Source organism: Marivirga arenosa (genome assembly GCF_030503875.2).
Taxonomy (GTDB): domain Bacteria; phylum Bacteroidota; class Bacteroidia; order Cytophagales; family Cyclobacteriaceae; genus Marivirga; species Marivirga arenosa.
Genome location: NZ_CP129968.2, coordinates 147,860 through 168,520 on the forward strand (window position 1 = coordinate 147,860; position 20,661 = coordinate 168,520).

Consider the following 20,661-nt stretch of genomic DNA (forward strand, 5'->3'; position numbering starts at 1 on the left):
AGTTGAATGAAAATCGAGAACAGCAGAATGTTATCAGACTTTTTTGAAAATAAGGACAGCTCTGCATCCGTCTTTGAACAGTGGGTCTATTCAAATCCTGATTTGGAAACCGAAATTGGAGAACATATTTAATCAGAGTTTATTTTATTAGACTTTAAAGATAATTCTATAAGGATTCAAGTCAAAGAATTAGTTGATCCATTAATAGATTATGCTCAATTACATAGAAAAGAAATAATTGCAATTTTAGACAGGCTGATTTCTCAGACAGGCAACCCACTGGACGAAATCAGAAAACTTTTCCAATTGTCTGAAAAAGGTTATATGTTTTTAGCTTCAGCTGAAATTGGCTATTTTTCGCTGCCATTCATTTAAGCCCGTACGCTCTGCAATAAAAATAATTGTACATTGAAAGTGTGATTTTTTGAAATTTCTGCGAATAATAAGCTAAAGATCAAAATTCATTCAATGAAAAAATGCCTTCACATAGCATGTCACCAATAGCGGATAATAAAAAAGACGAATTCTTAGCGACAATTGATGATCATAAAAAGATCATCTATAAAGTTGTTAATTCATATTGCAGGAATAAAGAAGACAGAAAGGATTTGGAGCAAGAGATCATTATTCAGTTATGGAACTCTTTCGACAAATACAATACTGCATACAAATACTCTACCTGGATGTATCGAATTGCGCTCAATGTTGCCATATCCTTTTATAGAAAGGAGAAAAAATGGCTAGCGATAAGTGATTTTTATAGTGAGGATTCAATCTACAGTATAGCAGAAGAAAATGAAAGCAAAACAGAATTAGACCATAATATTAAATCACTGCAAGAATTCATTGCTAAGCTAAATGAATTAAATAAAGCCTTGATGTTATTGTATTTAGAAGAAAAGCCATACGATGAGATAGCGGACATATTGGGAATAACAAAGACCAACGTGGCAACAAAAATTAGCAGACTTAAACTCAAATTAAAAAAAGAATTTCAAAAATAATATACTCTTATGGAAGCTCATGAATTAAGTAAAATAATGGAAGCTTATGATAATAAGTTGGACAAAACACTCCGCTTAAATAAGTCATCTATGGATCATTTACAGCTTGAAAAGCCTCAAAATAAAACAAAGAAAATTCTCGTATCTAGAATCTCTGAAGTCGTGGTATTTAGTTCTTTAGCTATCTTCCTAGGATGGTATGTAGCGAATAATTTGGGGCAAACTCATTTGGTAATAAGTGGCATCATCCTTCATGTATTTACTCTGATAGCATTGATAGGCAGTATTGGTCAGCTAGTATTATTACAGCAAATCGATTTTTCAAAACCAGTTATTGAGATCAGAAAAAAAATCGAGTTAGTAAATTCACATGGATTATTGTTTCTAAAATTGATTTTTCTTTCGGCCCCAGTTTGGTGGTCATATGCAATTGTGGGACTTGATGTATTTCTGGGTTTTGATATATATATTCATTTAGAGCAGGATTTTGTGATTCGCTATTTAGTGATCAACTTTCTTTTGATCATTCCACTTCTCTGGTTCTTAAATAAATTGTCTTATAAAAATCTCCATATAAAATGGGTACGAAATACCATCAAAATATTTACAGACCCAAAAACAAAGAAAGCCTTGGAGTTTTTAAATGATGTAGAAGAATTTGAAAATTAAGTTTTGAAACACAAATGACTATTAACCTTAAGTCCATTTACTACTAATTTTACAAATGGATTTAAGATCAAACTTGAATCGCTTTTTGTTTTTAATGAATAGCTGGTCCGATTCTTCTCATTATTTCCTAATCATTCATTGAATGAGTTATGCATTTGAGGATTATCAGAGCCAAATCTATTATCTGTCTGCCATCATTCAAATTCCTGTAGGGTGCAATCTATAATTGAATTTATCAATCTACACCTCTTTCCTCAATATCTCCAAAGGTGGTTTATTCACTACTGACCGGCTATTGGTTAAACCAATGAATACGGTTAATCCTGTAATGGCTAAATAAGTGATCAATACGGCAAGCAAGTTTGGTACAAATACCGTTTCAAAGCTGAAGTACGCTAATCCCCAGGCAGAAAGTAAAGCAATGATGATTCCGGTTAAACTAGAAATGCTCCCTAAGAAAAAGTATTCCATAAAATTTATGCGTATGATTTGTTTACGACTGGCACCTATCGTTCTTAACAATACTGCCTCTTGCATACGCTGAAACTTGCTGATATTAACCGCTCCTATCAATACAATAATCCCGGTTATGATAGAAAAGAAAGCCATAAATTGAATCACAAAGGAGATTTTACCTAAGACCTCGTCCACTGTTTTTAAGATCAAGTCCAAATCGATAATAGAGATGTTGGGGAATTTGCTCACAACTTTTTGCTGGTATTGAGCAGACTTCTCTACCTTTTCATAACGCGTTAGCAATACATGGAATTTTGGAGCCTGTTCTAATACACCTTCAGGGAAAACCACCAAGAAGTTTGTTTGTACACGCTGCCAATCAATTTCTCTTATGCTTCCTACATAGCACTGAATTAATGCACCTTGTACGTTGAAAGTTAGTGGGTCACCTAGCCCAATCTTCATATCTTCCGCTAAGCCTTGATCCAGTGAAATGAAAATTGAGTCATTCGGGTTTTGTACTTTTCCTTTCCACTCCCCTTCCAAAATGGTTTCAGAATCAATTAAGCTATCTCTATATGTTACCCTATATTCTCTTCTCAATACCCAGTTACGTACCTCTGAAGTGGTATCTTCCTTAATATCATCTGCCAATTTAGCTTTCAAACTGTGAAGCTTCATGGTTACTATGGGTACTTCTTGAATCACAGGAAGGCTATCCTTTTCAGTAATTTCAATGACCTGATCAACCTGGTCTGATTGAATATCAAAAAGTACCATATTCGGCTGATTCTCACTGCTGCTTAGCTTCACTTTATCGAGTAGCAATTCCTGACTTAACATTAAGGTGGTAATTAATGCAGTACCCAACCCAATGGTCACAACTAATATTAAGGTCTGATTATTGGGTCGATATAAATTCGCTAAACCTTGTCTCGTGGTGAAAGCGGTCTTTTCAGGAAAGTATTTTCTCACAGCCCAGATGATCAAGCGACTTACACCCATCAGAATTAAAGCTGCAATCAATAGAGATACCGTAAATACTGCGGCTTCCTTTAAAGATTCAAGTTGTAAATAAGAGAACCCAAATACAAAGAGTACTACTAATAGGTAGACAAATCGACTTGCTTTTGAAGTTTTACCCCAACCTAAACTTCTTAATACGTTTAAAGGCGAGACCTTCCTGATTTGCAATAGTGGTACTAAAGCAAAAAGGATACTGGCTAAAAGACCAATCAGAATGCCTTGAAGGAAGGAACTAAGGCTGAAACTCAACTCGATTTCAAAGGGTAAGAAATCAGCAAAAAGCTGCGGCAAAAAATATTGGATGCTACTTCCTATTCCTGCCCCAATGATGGAGCCTATCAATCCGATAACTGATATCTGGATCAAGAAAATGTACATCCCCTGTAAAGAAGAGGCCCCTAAGCATCTTAAAATGGCTACTGACTTTACTTTCTCCTTCACATAAACTTGCACGGAACTCGCCACACCTATACAGCCTAATAATAAGGCAATAAAAGCAGTGAGATTTAAGAAACCGGTCAGATCAGAGTAAGCATCACCTAATTCTTGTTTTCTTTCCTCCACATCATCAAAGCGTAGTTCCTCTTTTTCTAAGCGAGGTTTCAGAACCTCATTGAAATATTTTTGATCATCGATTCCATCAGGGAATTTGATGTATAATTTATAATTGATGCGACTCCCCTTTTGCATCAATCCTGTTTCTTCTAATTTGGAAAATGGAATAAATACAGGTGGGGCTACTGTAGTGGTAATGGCAGATTGGCCAGGCGTTTTATTGATCTCCCCTGCAATAGAAAAGACTGAATTTCCTATTCGAACAGAATCATTTGGATTGATATTAAACTGCAGCATTAAAGATTGATCTACTAATGCTTTTTGTGCTGCATTATAACTATTAGCAGAGGTTAATGGGGTTGTTTCAATGGCTCCATAAAATGGATAGTTTTCTTCTACTGCTCTGACATTAATTAATCGAGTTCCTCCATTTTTGGGGAAGTACACCATGCTGGCAAAGGCTCTTTCCTCGGAAAGTATTAAATTTTCCTCTTGAAGAAATTGATATAAAGAATCAGGAAAGGGGCTGCGACTTTCTAATTCTACATCTGCTCCTAATAATTCTTTGGCTTCCGAATTGATTTGCTGAGTAAGATTATCTCCAAATGAATTGATGGCTACAAGTGCCGCAATACCGAGTACAATACTACTCATAAATAGAAATAGTCGCGATCTATTTCTACGACTATCGCGCCAAGCCATTTTCAATAACCAGTTAAAATTTTGCATGAGAATGGGTTTTAAGCGTCTTGAGAAGTTGATTTAGCAGTATCCTTAATTAGTTTACCTCCTTTTAACTGCAGAATTCTGTCGGTTTTTTCTGCCAGTTCATTGTCGTGGGTTACTAAAACTAAAGTGGTGCCTAATTCTTTATTTAGATCGAAAATCAAGGATTCAATGGTAGCTCCCGTTTCTTCATCTAGATTTCCAGTGGGCTCATCAGCAAATAATATCTTCGGTTGATTGGCAAAGGCTCTGGCAATAGAAACTCTTTGCTGTTCCCCTCCTGATAATTGAGATGCATAATGATCCATTCTATCTCCTAGTCCAACTTTTTGAAGTAAATCAATGGCTACCTCCTTCACATTCTTTTTGCCTAGTAATTCGAGCGGAACCATCACATTTTCTAAAGCCGTAAGGGTTGGCAGTAAATTAAAGCTTTGAAAAATAAAGCCCACTGCTTCATTTCGAACAGCAGCTCTTTCATCCTCTGAAAGTTTTTCTAATTGCTTTCCATTTAAGACAACGGAACCTGAGCCGGCCTCATCTAAACCTGCACATAAGCCTAATAGAGTGGTTTTCCCACTTCCTGATGGTCCGATAATAGCGCAACTACTGCCTGCTTCAATTTCAAAATTGATATCTGACAATACGGTTAATGACTTTTCACCTGATTGGTAAGTTTTGGTCAGGTTTTGAACTGCTAATATTTGATTCATGCTCTTGATTTACTGCTATAACTACAAAACAAACGGTTCTAGCTGTAAACAGTTTTGGGAATGTGATAGGTGGAAATGACATTTAAACCACCCATCAAAATTTGAAAGCTAAATCTTCATCTAAAAGACTTATTTATTAACTTAAGATTCCAAAAATAAACTTTATTCAAAATGAAGAGATACATAGTATTAATAATTAGCTTTTGCTTTTTGACGAGCGCTAGTCTACAAGCTCAAGAAAAAAAAGATGAAAGCAGTTATGTAAAAGAAAATTACGATAAGGAAGAAGTCTACATCCCAATGCGTGATGGCACCAGACTTTACACTGCCATCTACACCCCAAAAGAAGAAGGTGAATATCCTATTATGATGCAAAGAACTTGTTATAGCATTGCGCCTTATGGGCCAGATGCCTACAAGCGCTCTTTGGGGCCTTCAAAATATTTAATGGAGGATAAATTTATTTTCGTTTATCAGGATGTAAGAGGAAGATGGATGTCGGAAGGCGAATGGACCAATATGACTCCTAACATTCCAGGTAATAAGCATAAAAAAGAGGCTGATGAAAGCTCTGATACTTATGATACTATTGAATGGTTGTTGAAATACCTTAAAGGCAAAACAAATGGAAAAGTAGGCCAATGGGGTATCAGCTACCCTGGTTTTTATACAGCTGCTGCTTTACCTGATGCTCACCCGGCATTAAAAGCTAGTTCTCCGCAAGCACCAATTGGAGATTTCTTCTTTGATGATTTTCACCATAATGGCGCTTATTTACAATCCTATACTGCTGCTTATCCAGTTTTCGGCTATCAAACAGAAGAGCCTACAACTGAATCATGGTATAGAGAAGCTTTAATGAGAATGAGAACAGCAAATGCAGCTGATGGTTATGATTATCATTTAGAATTAGGGCCACTTAAAAATATTACAGAGAAGATTCATTTTGATAATGAGTTCTGGGAGCAAACCGTTGAGCACCCAAACTATGATGAGTTCTGGCAGAAAAGAAGCATTATCCCTCATTTAGATGATATTGACCATGCTGTAATGGTTGTAGGTGGATGGTATGATGCGGAAGATTTATACGGTCCGCTGAACATTTATAAAACGATAGAAAAGACAAGCCCAGATGCTTACAATACCATTGTGTTTGGTCCTTGGAGTCATGGCGATTGGGCAAGAGAAAAAGGTTTTCAAGCCGTAAATCATATTTACTTTGGAGATAGCATTTCTACCTTTTATCAAAAGGAAATTGAAAGAACCTTTTTCAATCATTTCTTAAGAGATGGCAAAGGCAAACCAGATTTACCAGAAGCTTATATGTTTGATACTGGCTTAAAAGAGTGGCAAAAGTTTGACGTTTGGCCTCCTCAAATTCCAAAAACAACTTTAGGTTTTGCTAAAAATGGAAAGCTTTTAATAAACGGTGAAGGAAGCAATGATGATGAATTTAGCTATGTTTCTGATCCTGCTAAACCCGTACCTTATACTTCATTTACTGAAGGCGTAACTTTTACTCCTCGTCCTTACATGACGGATGATCAAAGACATGCCGCCAGAAGACCAGATGTATTGGTATGGGAATCTGACGAATTAGATGAGGATTTAACTTTAGCTGGTGAAATTGCCGCCAAATTAAAAGTGGCAATTTCTTCTACTGATGCTGATTTCATTGTTAAATTAATTGATGTTTATCCTCCAGATCATGAGAGCTATGAACACAATCCTGATAATATTGTAATGGGAAATTATCAGCAATTAGTAAGAGCGGAAGTATTCAGAGGAAGATTTAGAGATAGTTTTGCAAATCCTAAACCATTTGTACCAAATGAAGAGGATGAGGTGGAAATTGCATTGCAAGATATTTTACACACCTTCAAAAAAGGCCATAAAGTGATGGTACAAATTCACTCTACTTGGTTCCCTTATATTGATAGAAATCCTCAGAAATATGTAGACAATATCTATAAAGCCAATGAAGAAGATTTCATCAAAGCCACTATTACAGTTAAGGGAGACTCTAAAATTGAAATTGGTGAATTACAAACTACTCCCCAATCTTTACAATTAGAATTGGATAAATAAATACTATTTGAAATGATCTGAAGCCTCAGTAAGTAAATTGCTGAGGCTTTTTTTATAGCCAACCAATTATTAATTACATGTGTCTGTAAACTGGACGTTAAACCAAATCAATGAAAAAACTTTTCAGCCTAATTCTATTAAGCTTTATTGGCTTATCTTATGTAAATGCGCAAAAGCATTCGGTTGGTATATCTTACGATTATATTTGTGATGGAGGTGCTATCCGATTTGCTATGTTAGCTGGTGCTTCCTCTTATCATCATATACAAGGGAATAAAATAGGTTTGGTTTATTCCTATCAAATGAGTGATCATTTTTCATTGAATTCAGGCTTACAATACCAACAAAACTGGATGCAAACGAGAAATATTTCCTCAACAGGAGAACTTCAGACATGGGATTTTAAAGTTGAAACCATAAATGTTCCTTTTTTACTTCATGCCAATATTTTAAAATATCTATTTGCTGAAGCCGGGCCTTTACTAAACCTTCAGACTAATGATGTTGATGCTTATGGTACAGATCAACAATCTGGTATTGGTTTTTCCTTGGCAGCAGGTATACAATATCACTATAATCAATTTAGGGTTTTAATTAAACCTCAATCACAAATACAAAGTATAATTCCGTTTCAGAAAGAAAATTATCATAGCAGAATTATCAGCAATAGCATCTCTGTTGCATTAACTTATAGCTTTTAATCTCCGTTGGCTCTTATAATTGTGGAAAAATATATATTTTCATTTTTATGAAGAGAGAGACCAGATTAAAGTGGGTGATTTTATTAAACATTATCATCACAGCTTCTCAAATAATTGGGGGTATAGTGGGAAATTCCATGGCATTGATATCCGATGCTATGCACAATTTCAGTGATGTAGCCGCTCTTATTTTAAGTTTAGTAGCCATTATTTTAGCCAGTAAGGAAGCTACCTATAGTAAATCTTTTGGCTATAAAAGAGCCGAAGTACTAGCCGCTTTTGTCAATTCAGCAGTCATCATTGCAGTAGCTATTTACATTATTGTAGAAAGTATTCAGAGGCTTCAAGTTGCACAATCATTAGAAATAAATAATGAATTGGTGATTTGGTTAGCAGCTGTAGCAATTGTAGCAAATGGATTAAGCGTTGTCTTTTTGGCTTCAGATGCAAAACACAGCATGAATATGAAATCTGCTTTTTTGCATTTATTATCCGATACTCTCTTTTCAGTAGCCGTTTTAGGGGGAGGTTTAGCCATGAAATATTATGGAATTACTTGGGTTGATAGTATTTTATCCATCCTAATTGGTATATACCTAATTGCAACTTCTTGGAAGCTTTTATGGAGTTCTGCAAAAATATTAATGCAATTTGTACCGGAAGGTGTGAATATTCCTGAGATAGTTAAGAAAGTAGAAAAGTTAACCGAAGTAAAGAATATTCATCATATTCATATCTGGCAGTTGGATGAGTATACCATTCATATGGAAGCTCATGTTGACCTCAATGATGATTTGAATGTAAGTGAAACCCATGCCATACAAGAAAAAATAGAAAATTTAATGCAAAGCCATTTTTCTATTGGTCATATCACTTTACAATTTGAGCATGGTCTGGATGATGGGAATAAGGAATTGATTCAGTAAAAAACCACTTCATAAAATATGCTATCTAAAGCACAAGCGAATGCTTGCGCTATTTTAATGTTGTCTATTTCATCTTGCAGCTGATTCAAGCGTCCGCTTAGACCTATTTCAGTGGGTGGGAAAGAAAAAAATACGGGCCAGCGGTAGAATGTGGGTTGTCTGCTAGCTAGTAGCGGATTGTCCAGATTCTTCTATCTTTTTTATCAAGAAAAAAGATTAAAAATAACAATACACCCCTAATATCCCCTCTAGGAGATAGATTAAAAACAAAAAAACCATCTCAAATAAATGAGATGGCTTCAAATTTTAACTTAAGAGGATTTTACTCGCCCTTTTCTTTAAACTCATCTAATTTAGTTTTACCCTCTGCTTTAGGGAAAACATTATTAGTTTGATCTGTATCAGCTAATTCCCCTTCTGGATCAAATACTATTTTCGAAACTTCTTTATCAAGGATTAACATCTTACGAGTTTTACCTTCATTTTTCCTCCAGATTTCCGCTGGGATATATTTCTCTTCTTTAGTTCCGTCTTTATATTCAATATTGAAGATTAATGGCGTTACAAGCCCTCCTTTATTACTTAAAGTTACTTCATAAAAATGCTTGTCAGCGTATCTTGCTTCAATTGCTTCGTCATCAACTTTATTACGGTACTCACCATACCAGAAAGATGGCGTTTCAGAAATTGTAATGTAATCCGGACCTTCACTAAAGTCTGTTTTCATTTCTTTTTCTTCTTTTTCACCTAAATCACCTTTCGGTGCTTTAGCATTTTTCTCCATATCTGACTCATCCTGTGCGATTCGGAAGTATTTTACTTCATCAACACTTACATCAACATGGTCAGTAGTATAGAACCATCCTCTCCAAAACCAATCTAAATCAACAGCTGATGCATCTTCCATAGTTCTAAAGAAATCTGCAGGGGTTGGGTGCTTGAACATCCATCTTTGCGCATAGGCTTTGAATGATTCATCAAAAAGCTCAGGTCCCATGATGGTATTTCTCAATAAGTTTAAGGCTGCTGCTGGTTTAGAATAAGCATTAGGGCCCAATCTTAATACCTGCTCAGGGTTTGTCATAATGGCTCTTTGAGCATCTTTACTACTTTTCATATAACCTGTTACCGCTTGAGGAATATTATCATTGTAAGGTAAGTCAGGATAGTATTCGAACATTACGTTTGACTCTAAGAATGAGTTCAAGCCTTCATCCATCCATGCCCACTGACGCTCATCAGAGTTCACAATCATTGGGAAGTAATTATGACCTACCTCATGCACGATTACATAAGTCATTCCTAATTGAGTTCTTACTGAATAGTCACCGTTTTCATCTGGACGACCAAAGTTAAAGCAGATCATTGGATACTCCATACCGATAGAAGCTGCATGAACTGAAGTGGCTTGTGGATAAGGGTAATCGAAAGTTCTTTTAGAATATAGCTCTAAAGTATTTTTAACAGCCTTAGTAGATTCCTTCTCCCATAATGGATTTCCTTCTTTAGGATAGAAAGATTGTGCAAATGGTTTTTTAGTTTCTAATTCAACCATTTGTCCATCCCAGATGAATTTTCTTGAAGCCGCAAAACCAAAGTCTCTTACATTTTCAGCTTTGAATTTCCAGGTTTCATATTTGTTAGATTTCTCTTTCTCGTTTTCAATTGCTTCTTCTTCCGTAACAATGAAAGTCTGTTCAGTAGATTTTAAAGCTTTTTCGTAACGCTTGAACTGATCTTTTGTCAATACTTCTTTCGCGTTTTGAACCATACCAGTTGCACCAACAATGAAATCATCAGGAACTGTAATTTCAACATCATAATCCCCAAAAGTTAAAGCAAACTCACCTGAGCCTATGAACTGCTTATTTTGCCATCCTTCAACATCATTATAAACTGCCATTCTTGGGTAAAACTGAGCAATAGTATATAGCGCATTTCCATCCTTTTCGAAGAATTCATAACCACTTCTTCCTCCACCTTTCATTCTGTCATTTACGAAATAATTCCACTCAACAGAAAAAGAGATGTTTTCACCTGGCTTTAAGGCTTGCGGCAAACGAATTTTCATCATGGTTTTTTGGATTAAATAATCCATCGCTTCACCATTTGCATTTTTAACAGATTGAATGTTAAAACCACCAGGGAAATCATAAGAATTACCACCATTCGCTACATATTGCTCTAAATATTTACCAGGAATAGTGTCATTGAAAAACGTAGCCGTACTGATTAATTCGCTATCAGATCCTTCTGCCCTCATGTTTTGGTCTAATTGTAACCAAAGGTAATTTAAAGGATGTGGTGACTGATTGTAATAGGTAACCGTTTCTGAACCTGTTACTTTATTAGATGACTCATCCAATTTAACTTTAATAGAGTAATCCGCCTTTTGCTGCCAATAGTCTTCACCAGGAGCCCCAGATGCGGTTCTATATGAATTAGGAGTAGGCAACATAGTTCCTAATTGCTCAAACCTTTCCTTATAATCTTGCTCTTGAGCATGCATCATAAAGGGTGCACATAGCATGATTATGATTAATAGTTTCTTCATAGTTTTCATGTTTTTAATTTATTGTTTGCATTAAAACCTTAACTCGATAAGAATTATACTTTTAAAAAAACTAGTATAATACCAACTCATAGCTTTGATTTCAAAGCATTATTATCTTCAAACCTACTAAAAAATAGTGTTTCATCCTTTCAAGAGGCGTAAAATTACATCAAAGGACAAAAGAATTTTTTAAAGGAGAGTTTTATTAACGCAACTTTTATATATTTGCAACAATGTTGCGTTTAGGGAAAATATTATGGATGATAAGCCTGATGTTAAGTTCGGCTACTTTGCTTTCAGCACAAGATGATTGTAAAGTTAACTTATCGGGCAGAGTGCTCTCTGAAGGAGAACATGAAGCTATTGGTTTTGCCACCTTATATTTTCCTGAACTTAATGCTGGAACCCAAACTGATGAAAGAGGCTTTTTTAATATCAATTTGGATTGTAATAGTAGTTATGAACTTATAATAAGCCAAGTAGAGTATGAGAAAAGGAATACCCTTATTACAGTTAATTCCACAGACATAAAACAAGATTTTTATCTTATCCCTAAAGAAAATGTATTGTCAGCTGTAAGCGTACATTCTCATAAAAGAGAACAAGTAATGCTAACAAATGTTGAGAATGTATTAACCACTCGGGAGCTTAAAAAACTGAAAGGAAAATCCCTATCAGAATCTGTAAGTACACTTCCGGGAGTAAACAATATAAAAACAGGCCCTGGAATAAATAAACCAATGATACACGGCTTATTTGGAAGCCGAATTCAAGTAGTAAATAATGAAGTTTCTCAAATGGGCCAGCAATGGGGGATAGATCATGCACCTGAGATTGATCCTTTTGTAGCTTCCAGAATTACGGTAGTGAAAGGAGCTTCATCGGTTAAATATGGACCGAGAGCAATAGGCGGGGCATTATTATTAGATCCAGAACCATTATTGCCTGATTCTGCTTTACATGGAAGCCTTGACTTAGTAGGCTTTACAAATGGTAGAGGCGGAATAGGATCAGCAATGCTATCCGGAAGTATCTTTTTAAACAAAGAAGAATCCATAAATTGGAGAGTACAATCTTCTGCGAGGAAATCAGGAGATCAACACACAGCAGATTATAACCTTACTAACACCGGTAGTGAAGAGCTTAATTTTTCAGGAGCAGCCAATTACATTAAAAAAGATTTACAGGTTGATTTATTTTACAGCAGATTTTCGACCGAAATAGGTATTTTAAGAGGAGCCCATATCGGAAATGTAGATAACTTCTTCGAAGCTTTAGATAGAAGGCCTCCTTTTTTTACAGAAGCATTTTCTTATGAAATCAATAACCCTAAACAGCAAGTAGTACATCAATTACTAAAAGCAAAAGTCCATTTAGATAGATCCAGCTATGGGGATTTTGACTTTATATATGCTTACCAGCAAAATGCTAGAAAAGAATATGATGTAAGAAGAGGGGGAAGAAGCGAAATTGCAGCGGTTGATTTACAATTGGATAGCCATATAGCGAAGCTTCAGTTTCATCATGACCCTATTTGGAACAATTTAAGTGGTGAAATAGGACTAGATTATGAATATCAAAACAACAAAAATGTTCCGGGTACTGGAACTACTCCCCTTATCCCTAATTATTCAAGTTTTCAAGCTGGCGCTTTCCTAAACGAATCATGGATAGAAAACAACTGGAACCTTGAAGCAGGTCTTCGTTACGACATCATTGCGCTTGATGTATTAAAATTTGATGAGAACAAGGAATTAATCAACCCTACCCATCAGTATAATATGTTTGCTGGAATAATTGGCGGTGGGTATGATTTCAGCAAACATTTGAAGTATAAAAGTAATCTGAGCTGGAGCCAAAGAGCACCTAGCATCAATGAGCTATACAGCCAAGGCTTGCATCATAGCGTAGCGGCTATAGAAGAAGGCGATGATCAATTATTACCAGAGACTTCTTTAAAATGGATTCACAGCTTTCAGTTTAATTGGAATGAAAAACTAAAACTGAATATTGATGCCTATGCTAGTAGAATCAATAATTACATTTATTTAGAGCCAGAAGAACCTCGCTTAACTATTAGAGGAGCCTTCCCTGTATATCAATACCGTCAAACCATGGCTTCCTTATACGGTACCGATATAATTGGAAGCTATGAATTTTTTCATCATTTCAGTCTTAATTCTAAGGCTTCAATTATTAGAGGAAATGATTTAAGCAACAATTTACCATTGATTTTTATGCCTGCAGATCGATGGGAAAACAGCCTAAACTGGAGAATAACAGACCGATTAGGGTTTAGAGAAATTGATTTTAGCTTAAGCGGGCTTAAAGTATTTGAACAGTTTAGAGCTCCTATAACAGAAACTGAAGCTTATGAAAGAGGAACTGTACCCGTGCCTGAAGGCTATTTTATCAGCAATTTCTCAATTGATACTTCCAAAGAGTTTGGCGATACCCAACTTAATGTAGGCTTTAGCATTTACAATTTAATGAATGTGAATTACACAGACTACCTCAATCGATTGCGTTTTTACGCTGCTGAAACGGGTAGAAATTTTGAATTACGAATTAATTATATCTTTTAACCTTTAACTTTTAAACCCATGATTTTACAAAATTTAAAATTCTTAAGAAACTTTTTCCTATTAGGTGCAGTAGTGCTTTTTTCACAATGTAATACAGAAGAACCTGAACCAGAAAATGAAGAAGAACTAATCACTACTTTAGAAATGGTTTTTGAATCCGTTGATGGTAGTGAAACTGTTACTTTCAGACTTTATGATGAAGACGGAAATGGGGACATTGAACCAGTTGTTACAAATGGTTCATTATCTGCCAATACTGATTATAATGTAGAAATCGAAGTGCGAAATGATATTGAGAATGAAGATATCACTGAAGAAGTTTCTGAAGAAGCTTTAGAACACCAATTCTTCTTTACAATTGCTAATGGATTAAATCTAGATTTTGCATATGATGATGCGGATGAAGATGGAAACCCAATAGGAATCGAATCAACTTTTAGCACAGGAGATGCAAGTAATGGTTCATTAACTGTTGAATTAAGACATGAACCTAATAAATCAGCTGCAGGAGCAGTAGATGGTGACCCAGCAAATGCAGGTGGTGAGACCGATATTCAGGCAACATTTACAGTAGTAATTGAGTAGTAGTTTTTTTATATTTTGGTTAGTTAATAAAGCAGTAATTCGAGAGGATTGCTGCTTTTTTTATTCAAAAACGGGAACTACTAGGCATTTGGTTTGTCGTTAGAATGATTTTTTTCAAAACTAAAACATTTACTTAAATAAAATCGTTTTGATAGCAAAACAAATGAAACTAATAGTATTACTATCATGAGGGTAATCCTAAATTACATATTAGTTACTATTCTATTAATTCCTCTTGGATTGGAGGTCTCTTTTAGTCATCAAGAAGTGGCTCCTAAGCAACTAACTGAAGAAAGTATAAGCTTTCAAGAAGAAAATATACCTCTTAAAACAGCTCGTGAAGAAAGAAAAATATCAATTCGAGAATGTATTGATACTAAATATGTGTACTTACCTTCCATATCAATTTTTCCTAAAGTAACTGAAGTATTTATTTGCGCTAAGCCTCGCTACCTATTGCACCAATCCCTCCTCATATAATTCTTTTCTTTTTTAAAAACCAGATCGATATTTCTGGTTCTATATGCTCTATCTTATCAAAATAGATGCAGCCAATCAAATCTAAATAATTACCCTTTTAACTTTAAGAAAGATGAAAATAACTATGCTTGAGTATTCCAAGATGATACTCTCAAAGGTCCGTTTCAGTAAAAAATTATTTACTAAAGAATTTAGAAAAACGAAACAATGGCTTACAGTGGATGAGCACGAAGAGTTGAAAAACTGGCTTAGAAAGGATCGATCCTACAGAACCCCTAGTTTAAAATAAAATTTCGTAATCAATAGACTATCTAACACTTAAAGTAAAATGAATCAAACAACTTTATGGATCGGCTTTAATATTTTTATCGTCCTCATGCTTATTATAGATTTAGGTGTCTTTCACAAAAAATCACATGATGTATCAGTGAAAGAAGCGCTAATCTGGACCACTGTCTGGGTGACTTTGGCTTTCGCCTTTAATGTTTTCATCTATTATTATCTTGGGCAAAAAAGTGCTTACGAGTTTCTAACAGGTTATGTCATAGAAAAATCACTTTCTGTAGATAACATTTTCGTCATAGTTCTAATATTTTCCTACTTCAAAGTACCCAATAAATACCAACACAAAGTATTATTTTGGGGAATTTTAGGTGCATTAGTAATGCGAATCACCTTTATTTATTCAGGTGTAGAATTGATCAATAATTTTCATTGGTTGATTTATGTTTTTGGTGTTTTTCTAATTGTAACAGGAATAAGAATATTAAAATCTGGGGATGAAGAACCTGACATGAATAAAAATATTGCGGTTCGCTTAGCTCGTAAACTCTTCAAAATAACGCCTGATTTTGAAGGGGATAAATTTTTTGTGAGGAAAAAAGGAGTACTATGGGCTACCCCTCTATTTCTAGTAGTTATTGTTGTAGAATTTACAGATCTGATATTTGCAGTTGATTCAATTCCCGCTATTTTATCTATTACAAATGATGCTTTCATCGTTTACACCTCCAATGTTTTTGCGATTTTAGGACTACGCTCCTTATACTTTGCCTTAGCGGGAGTAGAAAAATATTTTACCTATCTAAAGTATGGCCTTTCGGTAATCTTAGTATTTGTGGGAGTAAAAATGTGCTTAGCGGATATCTATAAAATCCCAACAGAATTGTCTCTTGGATTTATCATTTCAACATTATCAGTTGCCGTATTAGCTTCTATGGTATTACAATCAAATCGTAATGTAGAAAGAAAATAATGTTTAGCATGAATACCGCTTTTCATTATTAGAACTAAAGTTTAGACTGGCGAATATCTAAAATTTGAGAAGCATGAATTATTGAAAAATAATCAGTGCTTCCATTTTGATTTAGAATGTTTCAGTAATAAATCTGCTACAGATGCAGTGAGTGGCGATCCAACTAATGCAGGTGGTGAAACTGATATACAAGCTACATTTACCGTAACTGTAGAATAAAAGATCTTAGATTTTGGTTAGTTAATATAGCAGTAGTTCGAAAGTGCTGCTGCTATTTTTTTTTGATTCAACTAATTTTTTAGTAATTGCTTTTATGATTCAACAATTTAGGTGTATATTTTGGTTTATTCCTAATTAATAAATAATAAACATGAATCGAATCAACTTATTTTCTCTCTCTCTTTTGGTGCTAATTGCAGTAGCCTGTAGCCAACAACCAGAAAAAAAATCAACAAAAATTATTGGGCAAATTTTTAACCAAGAAGAAGGGCAAGCATCACTTGAATTAATGGATACTACAATTTATGTTAATCTTGATTCAAGTGGCAGCTTTTCATCTGTTCTACCTATCGATACTGTTCAAAGTGTTATTTTTCATCATGGAAAAGAAATATCCAATTTATACATAAGACCCGGTGATGATTTAAGCTTGACTGTTGATTCAAATAAATTTGATGAAACGCTAAAGTATACAGGTAAAGGTGCTAAAATCAATAATTTTTTAGCTTCTATGGAATTGATGAATGATAGTCTTAAATCGTTGATTGAATTAACTAAATTAGAGGAAGACAGTTTTTTAGTGGCTTATCAAAGAAATTTTCAGGAAAAAGAAAATGCATTACAAAATGCTGAAGTTGATGATGAAGCATTTGTTAAGTGGTATTTAGGAAGTAATAAATGGGAATTAGCTTTTGGTCTCTTATCCTACCCTGCTTATAGATCGCAATTTCTTAAAGAAGAGTTCACACCATCAGACAAATATTTCTCTTATGAAGATTCACTAAATCTATATGATCCATCTAACTTAATATACAAAAATTATATCCCTTATATACAAAGAAGAATTTCAAAAAATATGATGTGGCGCTTTGAAGGTAAAGGCCCACAAGATGTTAGTGTCTTTATTATGGCATCAGTAGAGGAAATAAAAGATATTCCAAATGAAGCAATAAAAGAAGAATTATTATTTCGCTTAGTCGACAGAAGCATAATTCAACTTAAAACGGAAGATAGAAATATTTTACTTACCGAATGGAAAGCGCTCAATCCATCGGAAGACCGTTTAAGAAAAGTTAAAAAGCAACTCTCATTTCTAGATAATTTGGCAAAAGGAAGGCCTGCTCCAGGTTTTACCTATGCAAATACTGAAGGCAATACTGTAAACTTAAAAGATTTCAGAGGAAAAGTAGTTTATATAGACGTATGGGCTACATGGTGCGGACCTTGCATTAAAGAACACCCTGATATGGAGAAGCTTCAAGCGCAATTTGAGGAGGAAGAAGTGGCATTCGTTTCCATTAGTATTGATGAGTCACCTGAGCCTTGGATAAAAATGGTGAAAGAAAAAGGATTAGGAGGGCACCACCTTTATGCTGATGGTGCTTGGAAATCTACTATAATTAAAGATTATGGTATTATAGGAATACCTCGTTTTATTCTAATAGATCAGAAAGGTAACATTGTGGATTCTAATGCTGAAAGACCATCAGGAGATATTGCTTCTGAAATAAGTGCGTTATTAGATTCTGGAAACGCGAGTTAATAATCTAAAAAAATAATAACAAATTCAGTCCTTCTTTCTCAACCTTAATTTATAGCCAAATAATTTTAGTAGGATTATGGAGCTATGGAAAACACGTGTTAAGGTTGGAAGATGGAAAGGGCCATAGATGATATCAAATTGAAAAGGCCAATAAATCCATATGAAAAATGAATAAATAACGGATAAAAAAATGGTTATTATTGATATTAGAAGAAATTTACTCCAGTTAAATTGATTTGCTCTTAATACCATAAATATAAAAACAATACCCAGTACATAGGATATGGAACCTAGGAATAGATTTAAAAGCACTAATTCACTTAATGGCACAGGTAATTGCTCTTCCATTCTTTTACAACCTATAATGAATCTCAATCAAAATATTAGAAGTTATTTTATCTTAACATTATACAACTCCGGAATAAATGCATATTCTGGGTTAGAAGGCAGATAATAAATTTCCATTTTATCTCCTGTTTCCAAATGTCTCCTATAAGCTGAGCTAAAATCATACGTATAAATTTTATCATCCACCTTATAATTGAAAAAGTAATTTTTAACTACTCGGCTATTGTGTACAAAGGATGAATTTAAAATGTATGATAAATTAGCAGTTACTGAATGGCCATATCTAATAGTTTTAATTCCTCTTATTATAGTTTTAACTTTTCTATATGTAAAATAAAAACCTACAATTAGTAAGATTATTCCAATTACCAAATTTTCTGAACTCCCTTCAACATGAATTAAAGCAGAAATACCAAAAATCAACGCTACTTCTCCAAAAATAAAAGGAGCTATACTAAAGTAAATTTTTAACCGATTGTAAAAAGAAAGCTCTCTTGGCATAAGGTTAATTCCAATTTTCATAAACAACATCTAAATGCTGATTTGAGCCCGTCATCTGCCAATGGCCTAATGAAATTGGAATATTTCCTATACTATTGAGAGTATCAAAGAAGTTTTTTAGCTCAAAATCATTATTCTTAAGTTCTTGAATTCTGGCATAATCCGCCATGACATCTTCCAGTAAATATTTACCGGTAATATAGCTGGTACCATAGCCTGGCTGACGCAAATAAAGGTGTTGTTCAAAAATGAGCAATTCTTTTTCAGTTTTCATCCATCCACGTGGAGTGTATTCACTATGAATGGCACCCGCTTCTTCCATTGTCATTTCATTAGCATGAGCATATAAGGAGCCCAGACCTCTTGCTGCACGCTGCGCAATCATTATGTACACAATTTCTCGGGTTCTTGGGCTATCATCATATAAACCTGCATGCATGAACATTTCTTCAACGGCTGTTGCTGTACCCTCATTTCTTGAATCGAAAATGTTATATAACAAAGGCCCTTTTCTGATTTCACTTTGATGGGGTTCGTTATCCATTCTTGCTAACTCAAACCAATGGTAAAAATGAGAGTAAAGCGGGCGAGCATCATAATGCTCTCCGATCAAGAAAAAGTTGCGTTCTTCTTTAGGTACATATTCTCCCAAATGCTCACGCAAAGCGGGTTCCATGTAAGGCTTCACCGTTACAATATCTTGATCCTTTAAAAAAGACATTAAACTTTTGGCCGCTTCATCCGCCATTTTATCATAAGCTTCTGGTGAATCTGCTGCCTGCAGCTTCGGTAAGTTCCTATTTCTGTGTTCTTCTAATTTCAATGAAGACCAGGCACGAGCTAATTCGCGTTTTAGAATCATCACTTCATCCTCCCAGCTTAAGGGGACTAAATGAACATTTTGTAAATACCAGCTATAATTTTCCTTTCCAATTCCAGATGGACCTGTTTTCGATTTAGATTCTGCTTCTAGCCATTTCACGAACTGATCTGTGGAAGCAATAGCCTCTTCAATAAGCTGTAAAAATTCAGCGTCATCTTTTAGGCTAGGCTCTTCCGTTAAGTCGCTAAGTTCTTTGCTTTGGTTCCGGATATCTCTAATTCCAGCAATCCATAAATCCTTAGCATTTCCAGTTAAGTTCTTTTGGGCTTGAGTATTAAGTACAGGAATTACTTTTAAATCTTGAAGCAGACTTTCTCTAGCTTCTTGAGATAAGGGAAATTCATACTTCCATATATCGATAACTGCATGATTAGTGGGACCTTCATGAGCGGGGACATCACTTCTGTAGGTCCATAGCACTTTATAATAAGCGGGATCACGAACCCATGGTTTTAGAACTCTATGATTGAAATCATATCCATTCATTTCAGCCCATACGATCATCCAATCTACCTTATTTTCAATTGACCAATTGCTAGTGTCAATAGAGTTTAAGCTTGATTGTAAGTCCTTAAATTCTGACCATCTCTGATTGAAAGTTTCAGCTGTATAATCAGGTGCGCCATTCAACAGTGGGGGCTGTTCAAACTCCCTCCATTCATTAAATAATGAGACCAAATCTTGATATTTATCGCTTGTAAATTTTGGAGCTTCTGTTTGAGAATTTACTTTGCTTTCCTTTTGATCTGATTGACAACTAAAAAGGAACATTGAAAAAAGCGAAAAGACAATTATGGTTAATCTCATGGTGAAGGCATTTTAGTCAAATGAATTTTCTAAATAT

General features: G+C 34.8%; 18 protein-coding genes. 13 read left to right on the forward strand and 5 right to left on the reverse strand.

All coding sequences use genetic code 11. The features are described 5' to 3' along the window. Positions 1 to 6 precede the first annotated feature (6 nt). The 3 genes from QYS47_RS00650 (at position 7) to QYS47_RS00660 (ending at position 1,673) form a co-directional block, all read left to right on the forward strand. Positions 7 to 132 (forward strand): hypothetical protein, encoded by a 126-nt coding sequence (locus QYS47_RS00650; protein ID WP_302122097.1) that lies wholly within the window; start codon positions 7 to 9, stop codon positions 130 to 132. Between the two features lie 359 nt (positions 133 to 491). After that, positions 492 to 1,004, forward strand: a complete 513-nt coding sequence (locus QYS47_RS00655) for an RNA polymerase sigma factor (protein WP_322347347.1) — start codon at positions 492 to 494, stop codon at positions 1,002 to 1,004. Between the two features lie 9 nt (positions 1,005 to 1,013). After that, positions 1,014 to 1,673 (forward strand): hypothetical protein, encoded by a 660-nt coding sequence (locus tag QYS47_RS00660; RefSeq protein WP_308358258.1) that lies wholly within the window; start codon positions 1,014 to 1,016, stop codon positions 1,671 to 1,673. 240 nt (positions 1,674 to 1,913) lie between these two features. Here QYS47_RS00660 and QYS47_RS00665 read toward each other — a convergent pair whose 3' ends face one another. Further along, the gene (locus tag QYS47_RS00665) at positions 1,914 to 4,439 is read right to left on the reverse strand and encodes an ABC transporter permease (RefSeq protein WP_322347348.1); all 2,526 of its coding nucleotides are present in this window, start codon (positions 4,437 to 4,439) and stop codon (positions 1,914 to 1,916) included. Positions 4,440 to 4,450: 11 nt separating this feature from the next. Further along, on the reverse strand, positions 4,451 to 5,149 hold the full coding sequence (locus tag QYS47_RS00670) for an ABC transporter ATP-binding protein (RefSeq protein ID WP_308358256.1): 699 nt from the start codon (positions 5,147 to 5,149) through the stop codon (positions 4,451 to 4,453). 171 nt (positions 5,150 to 5,320) lie between these two features. Here QYS47_RS00670 and QYS47_RS00675 point away from each other — a divergent pair, with 171 nt between their 5' ends. The 3 genes from QYS47_RS00675 (at position 5,321) to QYS47_RS00685 (ending at position 8,864) form a co-directional block, all read left to right on the forward strand. Then, a complete protein-coding gene (locus QYS47_RS00675) occupies positions 5,321 to 7,237 on the forward strand; it encodes a CocE/NonD family hydrolase (RefSeq protein WP_322347349.1) in 1,917 nt (638 codons plus the stop codon). A gap of 110 nt (positions 7,238 to 7,347) precedes the next feature. Then, positions 7,348 to 7,938: an outer membrane beta-barrel protein gene (locus QYS47_RS00680; RefSeq protein WP_322347350.1), complete on the forward strand. Its 591-nt coding sequence runs from the start codon at positions 7,348 to 7,350 to the stop codon at positions 7,936 to 7,938. 47 nt (positions 7,939 to 7,985) lie between these two features. Next, complete coding sequence (locus QYS47_RS00685) at positions 7,986 to 8,864, forward strand: cation diffusion facilitator family transporter (protein WP_322347351.1); 879 nt, start codon at positions 7,986 to 7,988, stop codon at positions 8,862 to 8,864. Between the two features lie 322 nt (positions 8,865 to 9,186). Here the strand turns inward: QYS47_RS00685 and QYS47_RS00690 are convergent, their stop codons facing one another. After that, on the reverse strand, positions 9,187 to 11,418 hold the full coding sequence (locus QYS47_RS00690) for a M1 family metallopeptidase (RefSeq protein ID WP_322347352.1): 2,232 nt from the start codon (positions 11,416 to 11,418) through the stop codon (positions 9,187 to 9,189). Between the two features lie 233 nt (positions 11,419 to 11,651). On the opposite strand from QYS47_RS00690, the gene QYS47_RS00695 reads away from it, so the two are divergent. The 7 genes from QYS47_RS00695 to QYS47_RS00725 all read left to right on the forward strand — a co-directional run bounded on the left by QYS47_RS00695 (position 11,652) and on the right by QYS47_RS00725 (position 18,085). Further along, the gene (locus QYS47_RS00695) at positions 11,652 to 14,003 is read left to right on the forward strand and encodes a TonB-dependent receptor (RefSeq protein WP_322347353.1); all 2,352 of its coding nucleotides are present in this window, start codon (positions 11,652 to 11,654) and stop codon (positions 14,001 to 14,003) included. An 18-nt stretch (positions 14,004 to 14,021) separates the two neighbouring features. Then, a complete protein-coding gene (locus QYS47_RS00700; RefSeq protein WP_322347354.1) occupies positions 14,022 to 14,588 on the forward strand; it encodes a hypothetical protein in 567 nt (188 codons plus the stop codon). A gap of 186 nt (positions 14,589 to 14,774) precedes the next feature. Continuing rightward, positions 14,775 to 15,068 carry a hypothetical protein gene (locus QYS47_RS00705; protein WP_322347355.1) on the forward strand — a complete coding sequence of 98 codons (294 nt, stop codon included), beginning with the start codon at positions 14,775 to 14,777 and terminating at the stop codon, positions 15,066 to 15,068. Between the two features lie 142 nt (positions 15,069 to 15,210). Continuing rightward, on the forward strand, positions 15,211 to 15,357 hold the full coding sequence (locus tag QYS47_RS00710; protein ID WP_308358245.1) for a hypothetical protein: 147 nt from the start codon (positions 15,211 to 15,213) through the stop codon (positions 15,355 to 15,357). 87 nt (positions 15,358 to 15,444) lie between these two features. Continuing rightward, positions 15,445 to 16,323: a TerC family protein gene (locus QYS47_RS00715; protein WP_407660347.1), complete on the forward strand. Its 879-nt coding sequence runs from the start codon at positions 15,445 to 15,447 to the stop codon at positions 16,321 to 16,323. A gap of 81 nt (positions 16,324 to 16,404) precedes the next feature. After that, the gene (locus QYS47_RS00720; protein WP_322347357.1) at positions 16,405 to 16,542 is read left to right on the forward strand and encodes a hypothetical protein; all 138 of its coding nucleotides are present in this window, start codon (positions 16,405 to 16,407) and stop codon (positions 16,540 to 16,542) included. A gap of 151 nt (positions 16,543 to 16,693) precedes the next feature. Beyond that, entirely contained in the window at positions 16,694 to 18,085 is a 1,392-nt protein-coding gene (locus tag QYS47_RS00725; RefSeq protein WP_322347358.1) for a TlpA family protein disulfide reductase, read from the forward strand. Between the two features lie 390 nt (positions 18,086 to 18,475). Here QYS47_RS00725 and QYS47_RS00730 read toward each other — a convergent pair whose 3' ends face one another. Next, on the reverse strand, positions 18,476 to 18,955 hold the full coding sequence (locus QYS47_RS00730) for a DUF3592 domain-containing protein (RefSeq protein WP_322347359.1): 480 nt from the start codon (positions 18,953 to 18,955) through the stop codon (positions 18,476 to 18,478). Continuing rightward, positions 18,939 to 20,624, reverse strand: a complete 1,686-nt coding sequence (locus tag QYS47_RS00735; protein ID WP_322347360.1) for a hypothetical protein — start codon at positions 20,622 to 20,624, stop codon at positions 18,939 to 18,941. The genes QYS47_RS00730 and QYS47_RS00735 overlap by 17 nt, the downstream gene beginning before the upstream one ends. Positions 20,625 to 20,661: the final 37 nt, after the last annotated feature.

What these genes read in the sequence shown, in the direction of transcription:
- QYS47_RS00650 (WP_302122097.1), top strand. Translation starts at nt 7, where the DNA reads ATGAAAATCGAGAACAGCAGAATGTTATCAGACTTTTTTGAAAATAAG.
- QYS47_RS00655 (WP_322347347.1), top strand. Translation starts at nt 492, where the DNA reads ATGTCACCAATAGCGGATAATAAAAAAGACGAATTCTTAGCGACAATT.
- QYS47_RS00660 (WP_308358258.1), top strand. Translation starts at nt 1,014, where the DNA reads ATGGAAGCTCATGAATTAAGTAAAATAATGGAAGCTTATGATAATAAG.
- QYS47_RS00665 (WP_322347348.1), bottom strand. Translation starts at nt 4,439, where the DNA reads ATGCAAAATTTTAACTGGTTATTGAAAATGGCTTGGCGCGATAGTCGT.
- QYS47_RS00670 (WP_308358256.1), bottom strand. Translation starts at nt 5,149, where the DNA reads ATGAATCAAATATTAGCAGTTCAAAACCTGACCAAAACTTACCAATCA.
- QYS47_RS00675 (WP_322347349.1), top strand. Translation starts at nt 5,321, where the DNA reads ATGAAGAGATACATAGTATTAATAATTAGCTTTTGCTTTTTGACGAGC.
- QYS47_RS00680 (WP_322347350.1), top strand. Translation starts at nt 7,348, where the DNA reads ATGAAAAAACTTTTCAGCCTAATTCTATTAAGCTTTATTGGCTTATCT.
- QYS47_RS00685 (WP_322347351.1), top strand. Translation starts at nt 7,986, where the DNA reads ATGAAGAGAGAGACCAGATTAAAGTGGGTGATTTTATTAAACATTATC.
- QYS47_RS00690 (WP_322347352.1), bottom strand. Translation starts at nt 11,418, where the DNA reads ATGAAGAAACTATTAATCATAATCATGCTATGTGCACCCTTTATGATG.
- QYS47_RS00695 (WP_322347353.1), top strand. Translation starts at nt 11,652, where the DNA reads ATGTTGCGTTTAGGGAAAATATTATGGATGATAAGCCTGATGTTAAGT.
- QYS47_RS00700 (WP_322347354.1), top strand. Translation starts at nt 14,022, where the DNA reads ATGATTTTACAAAATTTAAAATTCTTAAGAAACTTTTTCCTATTAGGT.
- QYS47_RS00705 (WP_322347355.1), top strand. Translation starts at nt 14,775, where the DNA reads ATGAGGGTAATCCTAAATTACATATTAGTTACTATTCTATTAATTCCT.
- QYS47_RS00710 (WP_308358245.1), top strand. Translation starts at nt 15,211, where the DNA reads ATGATACTCTCAAAGGTCCGTTTCAGTAAAAAATTATTTACTAAAGAA.
- QYS47_RS00715 (WP_407660347.1), top strand. Translation starts at nt 15,445, where the DNA reads ATGCTTATTATAGATTTAGGTGTCTTTCACAAAAAATCACATGATGTA.
- QYS47_RS00725 (WP_322347358.1), top strand. Translation starts at nt 16,694, where the DNA reads ATGAATCGAATCAACTTATTTTCTCTCTCTCTTTTGGTGCTAATTGCA.
- QYS47_RS00730 (WP_322347359.1), bottom strand. Translation starts at nt 18,955, where the DNA reads ATGAAAATTGGAATTAACCTTATGCCAAGAGAGCTTTCTTTTTACAAT.
- QYS47_RS00735 (WP_322347360.1), bottom strand. Translation starts at nt 20,624, where the DNA reads ATGAGATTAACCATAATTGTCTTTTCGCTTTTTTCAATGTTCCTTTTT.